Annotated in this window: 19 protein-coding genes and 1 tRNA gene; 14 read left to right on the top strand and 6 right to left on the bottom strand. The window is 67.3% G+C overall.

The window, feature by feature from the left end:
• The first annotated feature begins 16 nt into the window (after window positions 1-16).
• The 3 genes from ACJMKZ_RS12575 (at window position 17) to ACJMKZ_RS12565 (ending at window position 4,488) form a co-directional block, all read left to right on the top strand.
• Complete coding sequence (locus ACJMKZ_RS12575) at window positions 17-1,990, top strand: BCCT family transporter (protein ID WP_405233552.1); 1,974 nt, start codon at window positions 17-19, stop codon at window positions 1,988-1,990.
• A 100-nt stretch (window positions 1,991-2,090) separates the two neighbouring features.
• On the top strand, window positions 2,091-3,371 hold the full coding sequence (locus ACJMKZ_RS12570) for a porin family protein (RefSeq protein ID WP_405233551.1): 1,281 nt from the start codon (window positions 2,091-2,093) through the stop codon (window positions 3,369-3,371).
• Entirely contained in the window at window positions 3,352-4,488 is a 1,137-nt protein-coding gene (locus ACJMKZ_RS12565; RefSeq protein WP_405233550.1) for an ABC transporter substrate-binding protein, read from the top strand. Before ACJMKZ_RS12570 ends, ACJMKZ_RS12565 begins: the two co-directional genes overlap by 20 nt.
• 33 nt (window positions 4,489-4,521) lie before the next feature.
• Here ACJMKZ_RS12565 and ACJMKZ_RS12560 read toward each other — a convergent pair.
• Window positions 4,522-4,608 (bottom strand) — tRNA-Leu (locus tag ACJMKZ_RS12560).
• A 100-nt stretch (window positions 4,609-4,708) separates the two neighbouring features.
• Here ACJMKZ_RS12560 and rnr point away from each other — a divergent pair.
• The 8 genes from rnr (at window position 4,709) to alr (ending at window position 12,555) form a co-directional block, all read left to right on the top strand.
• Entirely contained in the window at window positions 4,709-6,913 is a 2,205-nt protein-coding gene (gene rnr / locus ACJMKZ_RS12555; RefSeq protein WP_405233549.1) for a ribonuclease R, read from the top strand.
• On the top strand, window positions 6,906-7,682 hold the full coding sequence (gene rlmB / locus ACJMKZ_RS12550; RefSeq protein ID WP_405233548.1) for a 23S rRNA (guanosine(2251)-2'-O)-methyltransferase RlmB: 777 nt from the start codon (window positions 6,906-6,908) through the stop codon (window positions 7,680-7,682). The genes rnr and rlmB overlap by 8 nt, the downstream gene beginning before the upstream one ends.
• An 85-nt stretch (window positions 7,683-7,767) precedes the next feature.
• A complete protein-coding gene (gene rpsF, locus ACJMKZ_RS12545) occupies window positions 7,768-8,313 on the top strand; it encodes a 30S ribosomal protein S6 (RefSeq protein WP_405233547.1) in 546 nt (181 codons plus the stop codon).
• A gap of 14 nt (window positions 8,314-8,327) precedes the next feature.
• On the top strand, window positions 8,328-8,552 hold the full coding sequence (rpsR, locus tag ACJMKZ_RS12540; protein WP_405222335.1) for a 30S ribosomal protein S18: 225 nt from the start codon (window positions 8,328-8,330) through the stop codon (window positions 8,550-8,552).
• A gap of 47 nt (window positions 8,553-8,599) precedes the next feature.
• A complete protein-coding gene (locus tag ACJMKZ_RS12535) occupies window positions 8,600-9,493 on the top strand; it encodes a YybS family protein (protein WP_405233546.1) in 894 nt (297 codons plus the stop codon).
• Window positions 9,494-9,544: 51 nt separating this feature from the next.
• Entirely contained in the window at window positions 9,545-10,021 is a 477-nt protein-coding gene (gene rplI / locus ACJMKZ_RS12530) for a 50S ribosomal protein L9 (protein WP_405233545.1), read from the top strand.
• Window positions 10,022-10,057: 36 nt separating this feature from the next.
• Complete coding sequence (dnaB, locus tag ACJMKZ_RS12525; RefSeq protein ID WP_405233544.1) at window positions 10,058-11,452, top strand: replicative DNA helicase; 1,395 nt, start codon at window positions 10,058-10,060, stop codon at window positions 11,450-11,452.
• Window positions 11,449-12,555: an alanine racemase gene (alr, locus tag ACJMKZ_RS12520; RefSeq protein ID WP_405233543.1), complete on the top strand. Its 1,107-nt coding sequence runs from the start codon at window positions 11,449-11,451 to the stop codon at window positions 12,553-12,555. Before dnaB ends, alr begins: the two co-directional genes overlap by 4 nt.
• Window positions 12,556-12,589: 34 nt before the next feature.
• On the opposite strand, the gene ACJMKZ_RS12515 is transcribed toward alr, so the two are convergent.
• From ACJMKZ_RS12515 to ACJMKZ_RS12505, 3 genes are all read right to left on the bottom strand, one after another.
• Window positions 12,590-13,330 (bottom strand): FHA domain-containing protein, encoded by a 741-nt coding sequence (locus ACJMKZ_RS12515; protein WP_405233542.1) that lies wholly within the window; start codon window positions 13,328-13,330, stop codon window positions 12,590-12,592.
• Window positions 13,331-13,392: 62 nt separating this feature from the next.
• On the bottom strand, window positions 13,393-14,220 hold the full coding sequence (locus ACJMKZ_RS12510; protein WP_405233541.1) for a Stp1/IreP family PP2C-type Ser/Thr phosphatase: 828 nt from the start codon (window positions 14,218-14,220) through the stop codon (window positions 13,393-13,395).
• Between the two features lie 13 nt (window positions 14,221-14,233).
• Window positions 14,234-14,425: a hypothetical protein gene (locus ACJMKZ_RS12505; protein ID WP_405233540.1), complete on the bottom strand. Its 192-nt coding sequence runs from the start codon at window positions 14,423-14,425 to the stop codon at window positions 14,234-14,236.
• Window positions 14,426-14,753: 328 nt separating this feature from the next.
• Here ACJMKZ_RS12505 and radA point away from each other — a divergent pair, with 328 nt between their 5' ends.
• Window positions 14,754-16,112, top strand: coding sequence for a DNA repair protein RadA (gene radA / locus ACJMKZ_RS12500; RefSeq protein WP_405233539.1), 1,359 nt, complete (start codon window positions 14,754-14,756; stop codon window positions 16,110-16,112).
• A gap of 4 nt (window positions 16,113-16,116) precedes the next feature.
• Here radA and ACJMKZ_RS12495 read toward each other — a convergent pair whose 3' ends face one another.
• Window positions 16,117-17,403 carry an HlyC/CorC family transporter gene (locus ACJMKZ_RS12495; protein WP_405233538.1) on the bottom strand — a complete coding sequence of 429 codons (1,287 nt, stop codon included), beginning with the start codon at window positions 17,401-17,403 and terminating at the stop codon, window positions 16,117-16,119.
• Between the two features lie 120 nt (window positions 17,404-17,523).
• Complete coding sequence (locus ACJMKZ_RS12490; RefSeq protein ID WP_405233537.1) at window positions 17,524-18,330, bottom strand: cytochrome C assembly family protein; 807 nt, start codon at window positions 18,328-18,330, stop codon at window positions 17,524-17,526.
• A 211-nt stretch (window positions 18,331-18,541) separates the two neighbouring features.
• Between ACJMKZ_RS12490 and ACJMKZ_RS12485 the strand changes: the two genes are divergently transcribed.
• Both ACJMKZ_RS12485 and ffh read left to right on the top strand, forming a co-directional pair.
• Window positions 18,542-19,249: an MBL fold metallo-hydrolase gene (locus ACJMKZ_RS12485; RefSeq protein WP_405233536.1), complete on the top strand. Its 708-nt coding sequence runs from the start codon at window positions 18,542-18,544 to the stop codon at window positions 19,247-19,249.
• Between the two features lie 97 nt (window positions 19,250-19,346).
• The gene (gene ffh / locus ACJMKZ_RS12480; protein ID WP_405233535.1) at window positions 19,347-20,708 is read left to right on the top strand and encodes a signal recognition particle protein; all 1,362 of its coding nucleotides are present in this window, start codon (window positions 19,347-19,349) and stop codon (window positions 20,706-20,708) included.
• Window positions 20,709-20,841 lie beyond the last annotated feature (133 nt).

Raw genomic sequence — 20,841 nt, 5'->3', positions numbered from 1 at the left:
AGATGCATGACTATCCATGCAGTCCGGGGATGAAAAAGTCAGAGTTCGCCTGAACCCGCCGGTGTTCATCGGTGCGGCCGGTCTGATTCTCGTATTCGTCCTGTTCAGCGCGATCTGGCCCGAGACGGCGAACACGGTCTTCTCCGCCATCCAGGGCTGGATCACCGATACCTTCGGCTGGTTCTACATGCTGGCCGTCGCCACGTTCGTGATCTTCTGCCTCGGTATCGCCTTCAGCGGCTACGGCAGCATCAAGCTGGGTCCGGACGACTCGCAGCCGGACTACAGCTACGGCTCGTGGTTCTCCATGCTGTTCAGCGCGGGGATGGGCATCGGCCTGATGTTCTTCGGCGTGGCCGAGCCGGTCACCCATTTCGCCAATCCGCCGACCGGCGCCGGCGGCACGGTGGAAGCTGCCCGCGAGGCAATGAAGATCACGTTCTTCCACTGGGGCATACACGCGTGGGCCATCTACGCGGTGATCGGACTCGCGCTGGCCTATTACTCGTTCCGCCACAGTCTGCCGCTGACCGTGCGCTCCGCGCTGTATCCGCTCATCGGCGAGCGGATCCACGGCCCGATCGGCCATGCGGCCGATATCTTCGCCGTGCTGGGCACGATGTTCGGCGTGGCCACGTCGCTGGGTCTCGGCGTACTGCAGGTCAATGCGGGCCTGGCGTACCTGTTCGACGTGCCGGAGAGTGTCCCGGTGCAGATGCTCCTGATCGCCGTGATCACGCTGATGGCCACGGTGTCCGTCGTCGCCGGCCTCGATGCCGGCATCAAGCGCCTCAGCGAATGGAACCTCCTGCTCGCGCTGATCCTGCTCGTCTTCGTGCTCGTCGCCGGACCCACCGCGTTCCTTCTGACGGTGGCGGTGCAGAACACCGGCGCCTATCTCAGCGAAGTGGTGAACAAGACCTTCACGCTCTACGCTTACGAGCCCAACGAATGGATCGGCGGGTGGACGCTGTTCTACTGGTCGTGGTGGATCGCCTGGTCGCCCTTTGTCGGCATGTTCATCGCGCGGGTTTCCCGGGGACGTACGATCCGGGAGTTCGTGGTCGGCGTGCTGTTCGTGCCGGTCGGCTTCACGTTCATCTGGCTGAGCTTCTTCGGCAACTCGGCGATGGAACTCGATCTCGGGGCGGCCTCCGGTGCGCTCAGCGCCGCCGTGCAGGAGAATCTGCCCACGGCGCTGTTCAGGTTCTTCGAATACTTCCCGTTCTCGCTGATCGCCTCGCTGATCGCCACCGTGCTCGTGGTGACGTTTTTCGTGACCTCGTCGGACTCCGGCTCGCTGGTGATCGACATCATCACGTCGGGAGGCTCCGACGACAATCCGGTCTGGCAGCGCACATTCTGGGCGCTGCTCGAGGGCGTCGTGGCGGCTGCCCTGCTGCTGGCCGGCGGGCTCACGGCCCTGCAGACGGCCTCCATCACGGCTGCCCTGCCGTTCACCTTCATCATGCTGGTGGTCTGTTACGGGCTGCTGCAGAGCCTCAGACTCGAGCGGATGCGACAGATCAGCCAGGACATGTCGGTCGGCATCCAGATCCGCGAGGCCGCGATCCCGTGGCGTCAGCACCTGCGCTCGATCATCCGCATGCCGAAACGGGAGCAGGTGGGGCGTTTCCTGCGCACGACGATCCATCCGGCGCTCATGGAGGTGGCCGAAGAGCTCCGGGAAGCCGGTTACGACGTCGAGGTGACCGTGGACGACGAGGAGGCGGCGCTGGCCGTGAGGCACGGCGAGGAGCGGGAGTTTCTCTACGCGGTGCGGCCGCAGGCCTACACCGCACCCTCCTATACGCTGGCCGAGACCCGGGAGCGCAAGGGCGACGGGCCGCGGCATTACTTCGGCGCGGAGGTCCATCTGCTCGAGGGCAGTCAGCACTACGACGTGATGGGCTACACCAAGGAGCAGATCATCGGCGACGTGATCTCCCAGTACCGCAAGCACAGCCATTTCCTGCAGCAGGTGCGGTAAGGGGCAGGTCGTGGAAACGCGCGGAGCCAGGGCATATTGGCATCCCGCAACCGGTGGGGGGCGGAGGCGTGGACGATGGCTGCCGGGCGTCCTCTGCCTGTTGCTGGCGCTGCAGGCGACGGCACAGCCGGCGGAAGAGACGAGCGTCGACGCGCTGGCCGCCGAACTCGAAACGCTCAAGGAGCGTCTCTCGGAGCTGGAAGGCCTGCGTGAACGGGTGCGGGTGCTGGAGCAGCAGCTCCGGGAAGCCCGCGCGGGGGAGGGCAGGCTGGCGGACGCCGATCAGAAGCGGGATCTGGCGGTACTCGCGGAGGAAGACGCAGCGGCGGCGGAGGCGAGCGAAGATGGCATCGGCCTCGGCGGCGCCCTGCGCTTCAACCTGTTCTGGAACGACTTCGACGAGACCGTCGAGAGCAAGCGCGGCGCGGCGGGGCTGGATCTGTTCCGGATCAGCGCCGACGGCAGTCTGCGCAACCTTCTGCTCTCCGTCGAATACCGCTTCTATCCGTTCATGCAGGTGATCCACCACGGCTGGGTCGGCTACGAGTTCGAGGACGAGAGCCGCCTGCAGGTCGGCATCACCCGGGTGCCGTTCGGGCTGCTGCCCTATGCTGCCCACAACTTCTGGTTCGGCGCGCCCTATTATCTGGGCCTGTCCGACGACTACGACCTGGGCGTGAAGTACCGTCGGACGGACGGCGCCTGGGAGTGGCAGGCCGCCTTCTTCAAGAACGGCGAGCTGAGCAACCCGGCCGATCTCGACCGTTACTCCCTGGACGTGGTCTCCGCGGGCGAAAGCGCCAACGAGGAAGCCAATCAGGGCAATCTCCGCGCTGCCTATACCTTCGGCGCCGGCACCTCATGCAGTCACGAGGTGGGTGTGTCGGCCCAGTTCGGAGAGATCTACAACGCGGATACGGACGGGACCGGCAGTCACTGGGCCGGCGCCGGACATCTGGACAGCCGCTGCGGACGCTGGAACCTGCAGCTGCAGGCGGCACGCTACGGCTATTCGCCGAAGAACCCGCCGGGCATCCCCGACGACACCATCCGTCTCGGCGGGTTCGGCTCTTCCTACGACGTGGCCTCCCGTGCCTCGGTACTGGTCGCCAACGTCGCCTACAACCTGCCGGTGCCCTGGGCGGCCGTGGATCAGGTGACCTGTTATAACGACTACAGCATCGTGGTGAAGGACGACGACCGCTTCCGGGACTCCCAGCTCAACACCACGGGTTGCCTGGTGGGCGTGGGGCCCCTGTACGTGTATCTCGACCTGATCCGGGCCGAGAACATGATCTTTTTTGGCGACGGATCCCTCGCCGGCGGCGACGAGTCCGGCTGGGACACGAGGTTCAATATCAATGTTGGTTATTACTGGTAGCCGGAGCGCAGCGCTCCGTTCGCTTCGCGAGCCGCTGCTGGCGACACTCGCGGCGGCGCTTCTTGCGGCGTGGATTCCCGCGACGGCCGCGGACGACGAGCTTACGGTGGTCTCCTGGGGTGGCGCCTATACCCGCAGCCAGATTCTGGGATTCGTGCGGGACTTCGAGGAGGAGACCGGCATCGACGTGGAGATGGTCGACTACGCGGGCGGTATCGAGGAGATACGCTCGCAGGTGCGGGCCTGGAACGTGAAATGGGACATCGTGGACCTGCAGCTCTACGATGCCATCCGCGCCTGCGACGACGACCTGCTGGTCGAGATCGACCCCGCGAGCCTGCCGCCGGCGCCGGACGGCACACCGGCCGTCGACGACTTCCTGCCCGACGCGCTGATGCGCTGCGGGGTGGGCAACCTGGCCGGCTCGACCGTCGTGGCCTGGGATCACAGCCGTCTCGAGCGGGCGCCGCAGCGCCTCGAGGATTTCTTCGACCTCGGCGCCTTCCCCGGACGGCGCGGCCTGCGGCGCACGCCGCAGACGAATCTGGAATGGGCGCTGATCGCGGACGGCGTGCCGCCGGACCGGGTCTACGACGTGCTGGAGACCGAGGAGGGCGTCGACCGGGCCTTCGAGATGCTCACGAAGCTGAAGCCTCACATCGAGTGGTGGCGTCTCGGCGAGGAGGCAGTGCGCCTGCTCGAGACGGAGCGGGTGGTCATGACCAGCGCCTATAACGGGCGCATCCACAGCGCAGCCGAGCGGGGCGAGCCGTTCTCCATCCTGTGGGACCACCACGCCCGTTACATCGACGTGTGGGCGATCCCGAAGCACAGCGAGAACCTGGAGGCGGCACTCAGCTTCCTGCGGTTCGCCACCTCCACCCGGAGTCTCGCGGCTCAGGCCCGCTATATCCCCTACGGACCGCTGCGTCGTTCGTCACTGGATGTGCTCGAGCCGGCCGTGAAGGTGAATCTGCCGACGGGACCCGACAACCTGGAGCAGATGTTCCAGACGGATGCGGCCTGGTGGGCAGAGCATTTGCCGGAGCTGCAGACCCGGTTCGATCGTTGGCTGGAGCGGCCGGTGATGGTGCCGAAGGAGTGGCCGGCGCGCTGAGGTCGGGAGTGCCGTGCGTACGACGGCCTGGAGTGGTGCCCAGGAGAGGACTTGAACCTCCACGGGGTTGCCCCCACTAGCACCTGAAGCTAGCGCGTCTACCAATTCCGCCACCTGGGCAGGCGCGGAGCGCGTAGAATGCGCCCCGACGGAGGCGCGAGACTCTACTCAAGGGCGTTACCCTTGTCAATCGCGCCCGATATCAGAACAAGGAATGATTTTGGCTAAACGGAACAGGAACAGACAGGGCGGCGGACGCCGCCGCAAGAGCGGCCAGGAAGGCCAGGAGACGAAGACCTACCGGCACCCGGTGCCGGACCGGCGGCAGATTCTGGACACGCTGGAGTCGAAGGGGCGGCCGCTGCACTTCGACCAGATATCCGAGGCCTTCGGGCTCACCGAGAGCAAGCACCGCCGCGCCCTCGGCGAGCGGCTGAAGCGCATGATCACCGGCGGGCAGCTGATCCTGAACCGCAATCAGGAATACTGCCTGACCGAGCGGCTGCAGCTGGTGCCCGGCGTGGTCCAGGCGCATCCGGACGGCTTCGGCTTCCTGATCCCGGACGAGGGCGGCGAGGACGTGTACCTCTCGCCCCGGGAGATGCAGGAGGTCATGCACGACGACCGCATCGCCGTGAAGGTGATCCGGCGCGACCATCGGGGCCGCCCGGAAGGCAAGGTCATCGAGGTGCTGGAGCACCGCACCCGCGAAATCGCCGGACAATACATCCGCGAGCGCGGCATCGGCCTGGTGCTGCCCGACAACCCGCGCATCCAGCACCGGGTGCTGATCCCCCGGGAAGAGGCGGGCGGCGCGAAGCACGGCGAGATGGTGGTCGCCGAACTGGTCGACTTCCCGTCCCGCCAGGAGCAGCCCACCGGCCGCATCACCCGCGTGCTCGGGGCGCCCGGGCAGCGTGGCATGGCCACCGATCTCGCCATCCACGCGCACGGCATTCCCCATCAATGGCCGGCCGGAGTGCGTGAGGAGGAGAAGGCCTTCGGCAAACACGTGCCGGGTTCGGCCAAGGAGGGACGGCGCGACCTGCGCGATCTGCCGCTGGTCACGATCGACGGTGCCGACGCCAGGGACTTCGACGACGCGGTCTACTGCGAGCCGGTGGAAAACGGCTGGCGCCTGCTGGTGGCCATTGCGGACGTGGGCCACTACGTGGCGCGCGGCTCGGATATCGACCGGGAGGCGACCAGGCGCGGCACGTCGGTCTATTTCCCGGACCGGGTGGTGCCGATGCTGCCGACCGTGCTGTCCAACGGGCTTTGCTCGCTCAACCCGAAGGTGGACCGGCTCTGCCTGGTCTGCGAGATGACCGTGGGGCCCGGCGGCAAGGTGCGCCGCTCGACGTTCTACGAGGGGCTGATGCGCTCCGTCGCCCGGCTCACGTACGAGCAGGTCGGCAACCTGATCGAGGGCGCGAAGCCCCGCGATGCCGGGGTGCGGGACGAGATCGCGCCACACATCCGCAACCTGCATGACGTCTATCGGGCCTTCGCGAAGGCCCGGGCCCGGCGCGGCGCGCTGGAGCTCGATATCCCGGCGGTCAGGATCGAACTGGACGAGGGCGGCGAGATCGAGGCGATCCGGGCCTTCGAGCGCAACGACGCGCACCGGCTCATCGAGGAGTGCATGATCGCGGCCAACGTCGAGGCCGCGAAGTATCTGCGGCGGCACAAGGTGCCGACGCTGTTCCGCGTCCACGCGAAGCCGGATCCCGAGAAGTTCCAGGACTTCCGCGAGTACCTCCTCGGCCTGGGGCTGAAGGTGCCGCACCCCGAGCACGTGGAGGCGAAGGACTTCGGCAAGCTGATGCAGGAGGTCCAGGACCGGCCCGACTCCCAGGCCATCTCCATGGCGCTGCTGCGCTCGATGGCCCACGCCGAGTACACGCCGGAGAACATCGGCCACTTCGGCCTGGCGCTGAACGCCTACGCCCATTTCACCTCGCCGATCCGCCGTTACCCGGACCTGCTCGTGCATCGGGCCATCAAGCACCTGGTGAACGGCGGCAAGCCGAAGGCGTTCCCCTACGACCGGGGCGACATGGAGCGGCTGGGTCAGCTCACCTCGGCCCACGAGCGTCGGGCCGAGGACGCCACCCGGGAGGTGGAGGCCTGGCTGAAGTGCCAGTTCATGGAAGACAAGATCGGCAACCAATACGAGGGCGTCGTGACGGGCGTGACTCACTTCGGCCTGTTCGTACAGATACCCGAGTATCAGATCGACGGCCTGGTGCACGTCTCTACTCTAGGTAATGACTACTACGAATACGACGCGGGCTCCCAGCGCCTGGTCGGCAGTCGCAGCGGCAAAGCGTACGCCCTCGGCGACGAGCTGCCGGTGACCGTCAACCGGGTGGACATGGATACCCGGCGTATCGACTTCCGGCTCGCCGACGGCGGTGACTAGCGCGCGCTTCAGCGCCGGCATCCATGCCGTGGCGCGTTTGCTGGAGGAGGATCGGGGCCGGGTCCGGCGGCTGCTCGTGGATCGCCGGGTGGACAACGAGCGCATCCGCGGGCTGCTGGAGAAGGCCTCGGCTGGCGGCGTGGCCGTCGAGCGGGTGGCGCGGAACCGGCTGGATGCGCTCGCCGCCGGCACCCGGCATCAGGGCGTGGTGGCGGAACTCCGGGGAGCCTCGTCGCTGGACGAGGCGGCGCTGCGAACGCTGGTGGAGGAGCGCCTGACGGCCGGCGAGGCCCTGCTGCTGCTGGTGCTGGACGGCGTCCAGGACCCCCACAACCTGGGCGCATGCCTGCGCACGGCGGACGCCGCCGGGGTGGACGCCGTGGTCATCCCGCGCCGTAACGCCGCCGGCATTACGCCGGCGGTCCGGAAGGTGGCGACGGGCGCGGCCGAGTCCGTGCCGCTGGCCCGGGTGGAACGCCTGCCCCGGGTGATCGACTGGTTGCACGACTACGGGGTACGGGCCATCGGCACCGCGGACGGCGCCGAGGACGGACTCTACGAAGCGGATCTGACCGGTCCGGTCGCCCTCGTGCTGGGCGGCGAGGAGCGGGGCATGGCGGCGGCGGTCGCGGAGCGCTGCGATGCCGTGATCGCCATCCCGATGGCCGGCAGCGTGGAGAGCCTGAACGTGTCCGTGGCGGCCGGCGTGTGCCTGTACGAGGCCTGCCGGCAGCGCCGCTCGATTGCGTCTGCGCCGGGGCTCGGTTAAGATTCGCGGCCCGTCTGAGCGCGGGACTCCACATAACCTCTTGCCGCACCGGAAGGCGGGCGGCTGTAATCCGAAAGGGGATACGATGAGACACTACGAGATCGTGTTTCTGGTCCACCCTGACCAGAGCGAACAGGTACCGGCCATGGTGGAGCGGTACGAGAGCATGATCACCGACGGCGGCGGTAATATTCATCGCCTCGAAGACTGGGGCCGTCGCCAGCTCGCCCATCCCATCGCCAAGGCCCACAAGGCCCACTACGTCCTGATGAACATCGAGTGCGCCAGAGAGACGCTCGAAGAGCTCACCGGCGCCTTCAAGTTCAATGACGCGGTGCTCCGCCACCTCGTGATCAAACGCGACAACGCCGTCACCGAGGCCTCGCCGATGGCCAAGGCCGTCGAGGACGAGAAGGCCAAGGAGCGCGAGGCCCAGCGTCGTCGCGACGCCCGCGCCGAGGCCGAGGCCCGTGCCCGGGCCGCCGAGGGGGAGGAGAAGGCCGAGGACGAGAAAGAGGACGAGACGAAGGAAGAGACCGGGGAGCCGGCCTCTGCCGATGAGGGCGGCGAGGAGGCCGCCTCCGAAACGTCCGCAGAAGACAGCGAGACGGCGAAAGCCGGCTCCGCCTGAACAGGAGTTTTGCCATGAGTCGCTATTCCCGCCGGCGCAAGTACTGCCGTTTCACCGCCGAAGGCATCGAAGAGATCGACTACAAGGACATCGGCCTGCTGAAGAGCTTTATCTCGGAGACGGGCAAGATCGTCCCCAGCCGCATCACCGGCACGAAGTCTCATTACCAGCGGCAGCTGTCCACGGCCGTGAAGCGCGCCCGCTATCTGGCGCTGCTGCCTTACACCGACCGTCACTGACGGCCGGGCCGCCGGCCTCGCCGAGCACAAGGCCGGCGGCGGTTCCCATGCGACAGATCGCTGTCTGGATTACGGCCCGCTTTCATCGCGCGGTGCTGGTGATCGCGGCGCTGTTCCCGGTCCTGCCGGTGCTGAGCGGCGCGACCACCGTACTGACGGTGCTGGCCCGGGGCCTGCGAGAGGGTGCCGCAGCAGCCTTGCTGGCTGCCGTGCTGCTGATCGCTGCCGTCGCCGTGATGCAGGATTTCCAGATATCGCTTGTGTGGTATCTGGCGATGGTGCAAGGGGGGAGCCTGGCAGCCGTGTGGTTGCTCGTCTCCACCCGCTCGCTGACGCTGACGGCGCAGGCGCTCGCGGTCCTGATGCTGGTGGGTGTCGGCGTGTTCTACGCGCAGGTGGAAGACGTGGCCGGCTTCTGGCGGCCGTTCCTGGAGCAGTTCGCCGGCAATATCTCCGAGGCGGGCGGCATGGCCATGGACGCCTCGGCATTCGTGGCGACCGCGCAGGTACTGATCACGGGCCTCGCTTTCGGCATGACCTGGGTCGGCGCAATGCTCGTGATCCTGCTGGGCTACGCGCTGTACACGCTGCTGCCGGAGCGCGAGCCCGTATTCGGGCGTTTCCGGGAGCTGAACCTGGGGCGTACGCTGGCGCTGGCGACTGCCGTCATCAGCGTGGCGGCGACGCTGACCGGCTCGCCCTGGCTGGTGAATTCGGCGCTGGCACTGCTGGTGGCGTTCGTCGTGCAGGGACTTGCGCTGGTGCACGGGCTGTTCGCGGCGCGGCAGTGGTCGCCGGCGCTGCTGATCGTGATATACGTACTGGCGATACTGCCGTCGCCGGTCTCCGGTGCCGTCATCGGGATGCTGTCCCTGGGCGGATACCTCGACGCCTGGATCGACATCCGCCGGCGCGTGCCGGCCGTCTCCGGGCAGGAATGAATCTGGTAACGTAGGCTGCCTGGCGCAGCACTCTGACAACGGGTGAACGGAATGGAAGTGATACTGCTCGAGAAGATCGAAAACCTCGGCACCATCGGCGACAAGGTGACCGTGAAGTCCGGCTACGGCCGCAACTACCTGCTGCCCCAGGGCAAGGCGACGCTGGCCACGAAGGCGAACGTGGCGAAGTTCGAGGCGATGCGCGCGGAGCTGGAGCAGCAGGCCGCCGAAGAACTCAATGCCGCCACGGCGCGGGCCGAGAAGCTCGCGGACATGCGGGTCGAGATCCCGGCCAAGGTGGGTCCGGAAGGCAAGCTGTTCGGCTCGGTGGGCACGGTCGAGATCGCCGACGCGGTGACCGAGAAGGGCGTCGAGATCGAGCGCGCCGAGGTGCGGCTGCCGGAAGAGGGCCCGCTGCGCGAGGCGGGCGAGCACACCATCGGTGTGCACCTGCACGCCGACGTCGACGTCGAGATCACCGTGGTGGTGGTGCCGGAGGAGCCGGAGACGGGCGCTCCGGGCGCGTAACAGCCCCAGGGAGGAGCCGTCAGCGACTCAATTACAATGGTCCGGGCACTCGAAGAGCAGGAAGCGCGCGAGGCGGCGGAATCGCGCCTGCGTACGCCGCCGCACAGCATGGAGGCCGAGCAGTCGCTGCTCGGCGGACTGATGCTGGACAACGCCGCCTGGGACAAGGTGGCGGACATCGTCACGGCGCAGGACTTCTACCGCAAGGACCACCAGCTCATCTTCGAAGCCATCGGGCGTTTGTCCGAGAGCGGTCAGCCGTCCGACGCGGTGACGTTGCACGAACACCTGGACAACCGGGGCGAGCTGGGCAAAGTCGGCGGCCTCGACTACCTGGCCACGCTGGCCAACGAGACGCCGAGCTCGGCGAACGTGCGCGCGTACGCGGAGATCCTGCGCGAGCGCTCGGTGCTGCGCCAGCTGATCTCCGCCGGCAACGAGATTGCGGGCAGCGCGTTCACCACGGAAGGGCGCACGGCCAGCGAACTGGTGGACGACGCCGAGCGTCGGGTCTTCGAGATCGCCGAGCAGGGCTCCCGTCGGGGCGGCTTCAAGAGCCTGAAGTCCATCCTGCCGGAGACCATCGACCGGATCGACATGCTGCATCAGTCGGACGGCGACATCACCGGCATCTCCTCCGGCTATACCGAATTCGACAAGTTGACCGCGGGCCTGCAAAACGGCGACCTGATCATCATCGCCGGTCGCCCCTCCATGGGCAAGACGACCTTCGCGATCAACATCGCGGAGAATGCCGCCATCGGTGCGAAGGTGCCGACCGCCATCTACTCCATGGAGATGAGCGCCGACCAACTCGCGTTCCGCATGATCTCCTCGCTCGGCCGCGTGGATCAGAGTCACCTGCGTACGGGCCGCTTTCCCGACGAGGACTGGTCGCGCATCAACACGGCCGTGCAGCTGATGTCTGACGCACCGATCTTCATTGACGATACCCCCGCCCTGTCGCCCACCGAGATGCGGGCCCGCGCCCGGCGGCTGAAACGTGAGCACGGCCTCGGCCTGGTCGTGGTGGACTATCTGCAGCTGATGCAGGTGCCCGGCAACAAGGAGAACCGCGCCACCGAGATCTCGGAGATCTCGCGCTCGCTGAAGGCGCTGGCCAAGGAACTCTCCGTGCCGGTCATCGCGCTCTCGCAGCTCAACCGCAGCGTCGAGCAGCGCCAGGACAAGAAGCCGGTCATGTCGGATCTGCGCGAATCCGGTGCCATCGAGCAGGACGCGGACATCATCTGCTTCATCTACCGCGACGAGGTCTACGATGCCGACTCCCCGCGCAAGGGCATCGCCGACATCACCATCGCCAAACAGCGCAACGGGCCCACGGGCGAGTTCCCGCTCACCTTCCTGGGGCGCTTCACCAAGTTCGAGAACTGGGCGCCTGACGCCTGGGGCGACGGTCCGTATCAGTGAGGGCGACGGCCTGCGCGCGGGTGCATACCGGCGCACTCAGGCACAACCTGGCCGAGCTGAGGAGACGCGCGCCAGGCTACCGGGTGATGGCCGTCATCAAGTCGAATGGCTACGGCCACGGCCTGGTGGCGGCCGCGACGGCGCTGGACGCCGCCGATGCCTTTGCAGTGGCGCGCATGGAGGAGGCGCTGCGGCTTCGTGAGGCCGGCATCGACAAGCCCCTGGTGCTGCTCGAGGGCGTGTTCGACGCTCACGACCTGGCGCTCGCGAGGGCGCAGCGGCTGGAACTGGTCGTGCACAGTGGCGAGCAGGTCCGGCTGCTGACCGGATCCCCGCCGGAACTGCCCCTGACGGTGTGGCTGAAGGTGGATACCGGCATGCACCGGCTCGGCATCGCTCCGGCAGACGTGGCGGAGGCGGTGCGCGCCCTGCGGGCCTCGCCCGCGGTGGCGGAACTCCGGCTCATGACCCACTTCGCCCAGGCGGAACGCGTGCAAGACGGTATGACGCCGGCACAGATCCGCGCTCTGCAGGCGGCCGCAGACGGTTTCGACGGCGCGGTCACCCTCGCCAACTCCGCGGCCATACTCGGCTGGAAACCGGATCTGGACGCGATGGCGGCAGGCTCTCCCTCGTTAGGTCCCGCCTGGATCCGTCCGGGCATCTGCCTGTACGGCATATCGCCGTTCCCCGACGAGACGGGCGCGGAGCTCGGACTGGAACCCGCCATGGAATTTCTCTCGACGCTGATCGCGGTCAAGCCGGTGGCCGCCGGCGAGCGGATCGGTTACGGCGGGCGCTACCGGGCTGAGCGCGACATGCGTCTCGGCATCGCCGCCGTCGGCTACGGCGACGGCTACCCCTGGTGCATGCCCGACGGCACGCCGGTGCTGGTGGCCGGCCGGCGCGCGCCTATCGCCGGGCGGGTGTCGATGGACATGATTACGGTCGATCTCAGCGATCTGCCCGAAGCGGTGGTGGGCGACGAGGTAGTGCTCTGGGGCCGGGGCCTGCCGGTCGAGGAAGTGGCCCGCTACGCCGGCACGATCCCCTACGAGCTCGTCTGCCGGGTCACGGAACGGGTGATAAAGGTCACCGAATAGCCGGAAACCGCCGGATCGGCAGATCCGGCAGGATTCAGGTCAGGAAGAAGCCCATCTTGACGCCGGCGAGCTGGAGCACATCGTTGTCGGCCAGCTTGCGGGCCTGGGGCCCTATCGACTCGCCGTTCACCCGCGGATAGTCGCCTTCCTTGCCGCTCTCCACGTGCACCACGTAGTAACCCTCGGCGCGACGGGTGATGGCTGCCACCTGCACGCCGGGCCGGCCCAGCGTGGTGAGCGCCTTGGTCAGCTCGAGCTCGCGCCCGGCGAATCCGCCCGAGAGCACCTGCAGCTTCGCCGTGGGCAGTGCCGCCGGCGCCGGAGCGGCGTCCGAGGCGGCCGTGGCCGTGTGGGCAGCTTCGGGCTCCGGAGCGACGCCTGCCGCCTGCTCGACGGCCTTCTGCGCCTCGTCGATGTGCTCGGGCCGGTGCTGGCTCGGCGGGATCACCATCGTCTTCTCGAATTCGTCCTGATCCGCCTCGTTGGCCTGCTGGTCAACGAAGCGCAGCTGGTGATGGCCGATGGTGATGGTGTCGCCGTGCTGGAGCGCGTGCTTCTTGATCAGCTTGCCGTTGACGTACGTGCCGTTGGTGCTGTTCAGGTCCTCGAGGAACGAGTCGTTGAGGATATTGATGATCAGCGAGTGGTGGCCGCTCACCGCCGGGTTGTCGATGCGCACGTCGTTATCGGGCAGCCGCCCGATCGTGTAGCGCTCCTTGGTCATGTTGTATTCGGCCAGTACCTGACCGTCCAGACTCAGAATCAACCGTGCCATTTGCTGTCACTCGCTCCTGCCGATGGTGCAAGACGCCCGACCCCCGGGGGCGACCCTTGCGATCATTGCCGGAAAAGTCCGGAAATTCTGTCGATCAGTCCCCGTTTTGCGGGGAAAGACTCCAGGACCCGCGCCAGCATGATGGAGACGTTGTCCCGGCCGCCGTGGTCGTTCGTGAGCTGGACCAATTGTTGACCAACCACATCAAGGCTAGCACTAAACGTACTGATAGTTAAATGAATATCTTCATCTTCGACCATGTCCGGCAGCCCGTCCGAGCAGAGCAGATAGACGTCGTCCTTCTCCACCTCGTACTCCTGGACTTCCACCTCGACCGCCGGCTCCACGCCGAGAGCCCTTGTAACATAATTCCGGTTCGTCGACCTCTGCGCCTCTTCCGGCGAATAAAAGCCGCGGTCCACCAGTTCCTGCAGCAGGGAGTGATCCAGCGTCAGTTGCTGGAACTGATCGGCCCGCAGGCGGTAGGCACGGGAGTCGCCGACGTGGGCCACCGAGATCCGGTCGTCGAAGAACAGGCAGGCGACGATGGTGGTGCCCATGCCCTCGCACTGGGGCTGGCTCTGGGCGGTCTGGTAGATGATCTTGTTGGCCCGGGCGATGGCATCGCGCAGGACGATGGTCTGGCGCATCAGGCCGGAGGTGGGCTCGACCTCGCCGCGGTTCTCCCGGTTGGTGGCCTCGCTGACCAGGTCGAAGACGGTCTTCACGGCGATGCCGCTGGCCACCTCGCCGGCGTTGTAGCCGCCCATGCCGTCGGCGAGCACCATCAGCCCGATATCGGGCTGGGTCGCGATCGCATCCTCATTGTGATCGCGCACCTTGCCGGTGTCCGTGATCTCGGAGAATCGGATCTTCCCCTTGAGGCTCATTCTGCTTGCCTGTCTACCGGTCCAGGTTGTGCGTGCTGTCGTTCTCGCCGCGGGAGGTCAGCGCCGTGCTGTGCCCGCGTGCCGGTTCCGGTTCCCTGGCAAGTGCCTCTCGTCCATTGTTCTCCCGGTCGGGGTGTCCCGCCGTGCGGCCGGCCGGCCCGAGCGCCGCGTATCCTCGGTGGCTCGCATGTGCACGGTCCGCCATGATGGGTGCCTCGATCGGGAGCACTCCCTGTGCCGATCGGGTAAGGGTAACACCAACTGAACATAAGTCGGAACGCCCCGCGATACGGACTCGGCCCGGCCGGCGTCGTCGGCCGGCCGCATGCGCGGAGAGCGGCACGGCAGAAGAGGCCGGCGCCGCGATCGTGTCGGTGGCTATTGTTTTCATCGTGGAATCACCCGGCGGGCAGTATAGGTCAAGCGTCGCGGGATTATTGAGATACCGTTACCACTTTGGCCTGCGAACCGGTGCGTGCGGCGGTGCTATCATCCCCGCTTTTCCCGGACCGGCGGCAGGCCGGCAGCGAGTCATGGCGAAGACACGGACGGCCTACGTCTGCGCCTCCTGCGGCGCCCACAGCGTCAAGTGGCAGGGCCAGTGCGCGGACTGCGGCGACTGGAACACCCTGAGCGAGGTGCGGCTCGCACCCGGCAGCGGCGCGGCCCCATCCGGCGCCGGCGCCGATCTGGCGGCGCTGGCCACGCTCGCGGAGGCGGGCGCCGAAGAGCGGGAGCGTACCACCACGGGATTCGGCGAGTTCGACCGGGTGTTGGGCGGCGGGCTGGTACCGGGTGCAGTCATACTCCTCGGCGGCGATCCGGGCGTCGGCAAGTCCACGCTGCTGCTGCAGGTGGCGGCGCGGCTGCGGGAGTCGCTGCCGGTGCTCTACGTGAGCGGCGAGGAGAGCCTGCGGCAGGTCGCCCAGCGGGCCCGCCGGCTGGGCGTGGCGGACAGCGATCTGCACCTGCTGGCCGAGACCCGCCTCGACCTCATGCTGGATGCGGTCACGCGCTCGCGGGCCTCCGTGCTGATCGTCGATTCCATGCAGACCATCACGGCGGACGGCGTGGACTCGGCGGCCGGCAGCGTCAGCCAGCTGCGCGAGTGTGTCGCCCGGCTGGTGCGCCTGGCCAAGGAGCGCGACGTCGCCGTGTTCGTTGTCGGCCACGTGACGAAGGAGGGCGCCATCGCCGGGCCCCGGGTGGTCGAGCACATGGTGGATACCGTGCTCTATTTCGAGAGCGATCCCGCGAGCCGCTTCAGCATGGTCAGGGCGGTGAAGAACCGCTTCGGTGCGGTCAACGAGATCGGCATGTTCGCCATGGGCGCCGAGGGCTTCCGCGAGGTGAAGAACCCGTCAGCGATCTTTCTCTCCCGGGACACGGCCGAGACCGCCGGCGGTGTGGTGACCGTGGCCTGGGAAGGCAGCCGGCCCATGCTGGTGGAGGTGCAGGCGCTGGTGACGGAAAGTGCGGGCGGTTATCCGCGCCGGCTGTCCCAGGGCCAGGACCAGAACCGGCTGAATCTGCTGCTGGCCGTGCTGCAGCGCCACGGGGGGCTGTCCCTGGCCGGCGACGACGTGTTCGTCAACGTGGTCGGCGGCATCCGCATCGCCGAGACCGCGGCTGATCTGCCGACCGTGCTGGCCGTCGTGTCGAGTCTGAGGGACCGGGTGCTCGACCGGCGCACCATCAGCTTCGGCGAGATCGGCCTGGCAGGCGAGGTGCGGCCCGTGCGCTATGGCGAGGAGCGGCTCGCCGAAGCGGCGAAGCAGGGCTTCACCCGGGCCATCGTACCGAAAGCGAACGCGCCCCGCCGGGCCCTGGAGGGCATGGAGGCGATACCCGTGTCACGGCTTTCCGAGGCCCTGGACGCGGCCTTCGGCTGACCGCTCAGTCCGCCCCGGCGGCCAGCCGCGGCGGTTCCCGTTCGCGGATGCGCGCCGAGCGCACCATGTTCTCGCTGGTCGCGAGGATCTCCACCGGGTAGTCGTTCAGTTCGAGCAGAGTGCCGGGCTCCGGGATGGTCTCCAGCGTCTCCAGTATCAGGCCGTTCAGGGTCTTCGGTCCGTCCGTGGGCAGCTGCCAGCCCAGCAGGCGGTTCAGTTCGCGAACGTTCGCACTGCCGTCGATGATCCAGCCGCCCGCACCATCCGGCTGCAGATCCGGATGCTGGTCCGAGGGCACCGTGCGGAACTCGCCGACGATCTCCTGCAGGATATCCTCCAGCGTCACCATGCCCTGGATATCGCCGTACTCGTCGACCACCAGCGCGAGACGGCGCTTGCGCTGCTGGAACTGGACCAGCTGGGTGCTGAGAGGCGTGCCCTCCGGCACGTAATAGGGTTCCTGCAGCGCCTCCACGAGGTCTTCGCGGGCGAGCTCCGCCTTGCGCAGGGCGGTGACGAGCCGCCGGATGTGCAGAATGCCCACCACGTTGTCGATGCTGTCCCGATAGGCTGGCAGTCGCGTGTGCTGGCTGGCCTGGATCTGGTCCAGGATCCGCACCATCGGCTCCTCGAGATTGATGGCGATGATCTCGTTGTGGGGCACCATGATGTCGTCCACGGTGACCTTCTCGAGGTCCAGGATGCTGGTGAGCATGCGCCGGTAGCGGCGCGAGATCATCGCGCCGGCCTCATTGACCACGGTGCGCAGCTCTTCGCTGCTGAGCGAGTGGGATTGCACGTCGTCGTGGCGCACGCCGAACAGGCGCAACACGGCATTGGCCAGCAGGTTCGTGACCCAGACGAACGGGTAAAGGACGCGCAGCAGCGGGTAGTAGATGAATGCCGCAGGCAGCGCTACGCGCTCCGGGTGCAGCGCGGCCAGCGTCTTCGGCGCCACCTCCGCGAAGATCAGTATCACCAGCGTCAGCAGGCCGGTGCCGATGGCGATGGCCGCCTCGCCGCCCAGTCGGAGAGAGATCAGGGTCACCAGGGAGGCGGCCGAGATGTTGACCAGGTTATTGCCGAGCAGGATAAGGCCGATCAGGCGGTCCGGCCGACGCAGCAACGACTCGGCGAGCCGTGCGCCCCGGTGGCCGGAGCGGGCACGATGTCGCAGGCGGTAGCGGTTCAGGCTCATGAGAGCCGTCTCGGTGCCCGAGAAGAACGCCGACAGTATCAGCAGCAGCCCGAGTACACCGAACAGGAAGCCCAGAGGTTGGTCTTCGGTCAAAGAGGGGGCACCCCGTCTCCTTTCAACTAGATAGCAGGCAGTTGACCAACAGGGCAGCGTCGCTGTCAAGCGCACGGGTCGCGGCCCGGCACCCCGGGGCACCTCGGCGGGCCGGCGCCATCAGCCCCAGGGCCGGTGCAGAATGTACTCGAGGACGATCTTGCTGCCGTAGTAGGCCAGCACCAGCGTGAAGAAACCGCCGAGGTAGAGATAGATGGCGCGCCGCCCGCGCCAGCCGGCGAGCTGGCGACCGATCAGCAGCACGCCGAACAGGCCCAGTGCGATGAACGAGAGCACGCTCTTGTGGAGCAGGTGCTGGGCAAACAGGTTCTCGACGCGCACCAGGCCGCTGAACACCGCCAGGAGCAGGCAGAGGAAACCGGCCGTGGCCACGCCGTAGAGCAGGGACTCCATGGTCTCCAGCGGCGGCATCAGCCGCGTATAGAGCCCCATCTTCGCTCTGCGCAGCAGCCGGTCCTGGTGCAGGGCGGCGACGGCGAGCACGGCACCCACGGCGAGCAGGCTGTACGCGAACATCGACAGCATGACATGGGTGCGCAGCTGCCAGGTGAGGCTGGACGTGACGTTGGCCTCGTTGCTGAAACCGGTGCCGAGCGCCGCCACGCCCGCCACCAGGAAGAGGATCGCCGAAAGTCCGCGCAACCGCTCCCTGAGGGCGGCGAGCGTGGCCAGTATCGCGACCTGCCAGCCGGCGAGAGACGTCATGCTGAAGATGCTGAGCCGCAGCGCGTCGCCGACCAGTATCTCCCGTGCCAGCATCTGTTCGTGCGCCAGCAGCCCCGCCAGAGCCAGCGGCAGGGAGAACCAGAACAGAACCTCGTGCCGGTGCTCGTATTTCGGCATCTGGCCGGCCGCCAGCAGGCAGCCCGCACCGGCGTACAAGGCGAGAACTGTGATTTGAAACACGGAAACCCTGGGAGGCGTCAAATAGGTTTAGAAGCACCGAAATCATCGCACATGGTGTCCCTGTTTAGAACCCTGTCATCCCGACGCACAGGCGCGTAGCCGGCCAGGGACGGGCGAGCTTCGAGCAGAGACCGGAGCGGGTCGAAAGCCTATGCGGATCAGGATCATGGGATGCAGCGGAGGGATAGGTGCGGGAACGCGCACTTCCGCGATGCTGATCGACGACGATGTGCTCCTGGATGCCGGGACCGGCGTCGGCGACCTGCAGCTCGACGAGCTTGCCCGCATCCGCCACGTCTTCCTCACCCATTCCCACCTCGACCATATCGCGGGGCTGCCGCTGTTCCTCGACAGCGTGTTCGACAGCCGCGACGGCGAGCAGATCACCGTCTACGGCCGGCGCGAGACCCTGGAAGCGGTCCAGAAGCATCTGTTCAACTGGGTGATCTGGCCGGATTTCTCCGTGCTGCCGACGGCGGAGGATCCGGTGCTGCGCTACCGCGTCTGCAACCCCGGCGATACGGTGGCCATCGGCGCGCGGGAGTTCACCGCCGTGGACGTCGCCCACAGCGTCCCGGCCCAGGGCTACACCATCAATGACGCCGGCAAGGGCTTCGCCGTGAGCGGCGATACCGGCACCAACCGCACCCTGTGGCCCATACTGAATTCCCTGCCGGAGCTGCGGGCGCTGGTCATCGAGGTCTCCTTCCCCAACGCGCAGGAGAATCTGGCCAGGGAATCGGGCCACTACACGCCGAGCACGATGGCCGAGGACATCGCCCAGCTCCGGCACACGCCGGACATCTGGCTTACGGCGATGAAGCCCGGCGAGGAAGAGGTGATCCTGCATCAGGTCAAGGAGGCGCTGCCCCTGCGCCGGGTCGAGATGCTGTCCCGGGGCGCCGTTCTCGATATCTGATATCCGGTTTCCCGGCCGGCTGCCGAACCGCTAGAATAAGCCGCTGTCAAAAGGCTCTCACGGCCTCCAGTCATTCACGCCCGCGGGCGACGGCAGCATGTTCGACAATCTCAGCGATCGACTGAGTGGTGCGGCGAAATCCCTCACGGGCAAGGGCCGCATCACCGAAGACAACATCCGGGACACCCTGCGGCAGGTGCGCATGGCACTGCTGGAGGCCGACGTGGCGCTGCCCGTGGTCAAGGACTTCATCGGCCGGGTGCGCGAGCGCGCGCTGGGCGAGGAGGTCTCCCGCAGCCTCACGCCGGGCCAGGCCTTCGTCAAGATCATCCAGGCAGAGCTGGAGCGGGTGCTGGGCGGGGAGACCGAGGCACTGGATCTGCGTGCGCAGCCGCCGGTGGTCATCCTGCTGGCGGGCCTGCAGGGCGCGGGCAAGACCACCACGGCGGCGAAGCTCGCCCGACGCCTGATCGAGAAGGAGAAGAAGTCCGTCGCACTGGTCAGCGTCGACGTGCATCGGCCGGCCGCCATCCTGCAGCTGGAGCGTCTGGCCGGGGAGGTGGGCGCCGAGTGGATTCCCTCCGAGGCCTCGGAGGCGCCCACGGTCATCGTGCAGCGGGCGCTGGAGGCGGCCCGGCGCAGTTTCGCGGACGTGCTCATCGTGGATACCGCGGGCCGCCTGCACGTCGACGACGAGATGATGAGCGAGGTCCGAGCCGTGCACGAGCTGGCCTCGCCGCACGAGACCCTGTTCGTGATCGATGCCATGGCGGGCCAGGACGCCGTGAACGCAGCCCGGGCGTTCTCCGAGGCGCTGCCGCTGACCGGCGCCATCCTGACCAAGGCGGACGGCGATGCCCGCGGCGGCGTCGCCCTGTCGGTGCGCGAGATCACCGGCAAGCCCATCCGCTTCATGGGCGTCGGCGAGAAAACGGACGCGCTGGAGGTGTTTCATCCCGGCCGCATGGCCACCCGGATTCTCGGCATGGGCGACGTGCTCTCGCTGGTGGAGGAGGTCGAGCAGAAGGTCGACCGCAAGAAGGCGGAGAAACTCGCCGGCAAGATCGCGAAGGGCCGGGGCTTCACGCTCGCCGATATGCGTGATCAGTTCCAGCAGATGCTGGAGATGGGCGGTCTGGAGTCCCTGCTGGACAAGCTGCCGGGCATGGGGAAGATCAACCCGGCGGCGCTGAAAGGCCAGGCCGACGACAGCCAGCTGCGCCGTCAGATCGCCATCATCAATTCCATGACCCCGGGCGAGCGGCGTTTCCCCAGGACCATCAACGGTTCGCGCAAGCGGCGGATCGCCGCGGGCAGCGGGGTGCAGGTGCAGGACGTCAACCGGCTCCTGAAACAGTACACCCAGATGGAGAAGATGATGAAGCGTTTCTCCAAGGGCGGCATGAAGAAGCTGATGCGCGGCATGCCCGGCGGCGGCATGCCGCCGATGGGTCGCTGACGGCGGGTGCCGCCGGCGAGCGAAGCGCCGAAAAGTTCTTCACTTTAATCCTTCACTTTTTCTCGCATTGCAGTAGAATGGCGTGTTTTCTCGGGCGCCGCGCCGGGCGATTGCCTGCGCCCGCGTCTATTGT

Source organism: Lentisalinibacter salinarum (genome assembly GCF_040706555.1).
GTDB classification, from domain to species: domain Bacteria; phylum Pseudomonadota; class Gammaproteobacteria; order Steroidobacterales; family Woeseiaceae; genus Lentisalinibacter; species Lentisalinibacter salinarum.
This window is presented reverse-complemented; position numbering and strand designations above follow the sequence as displayed.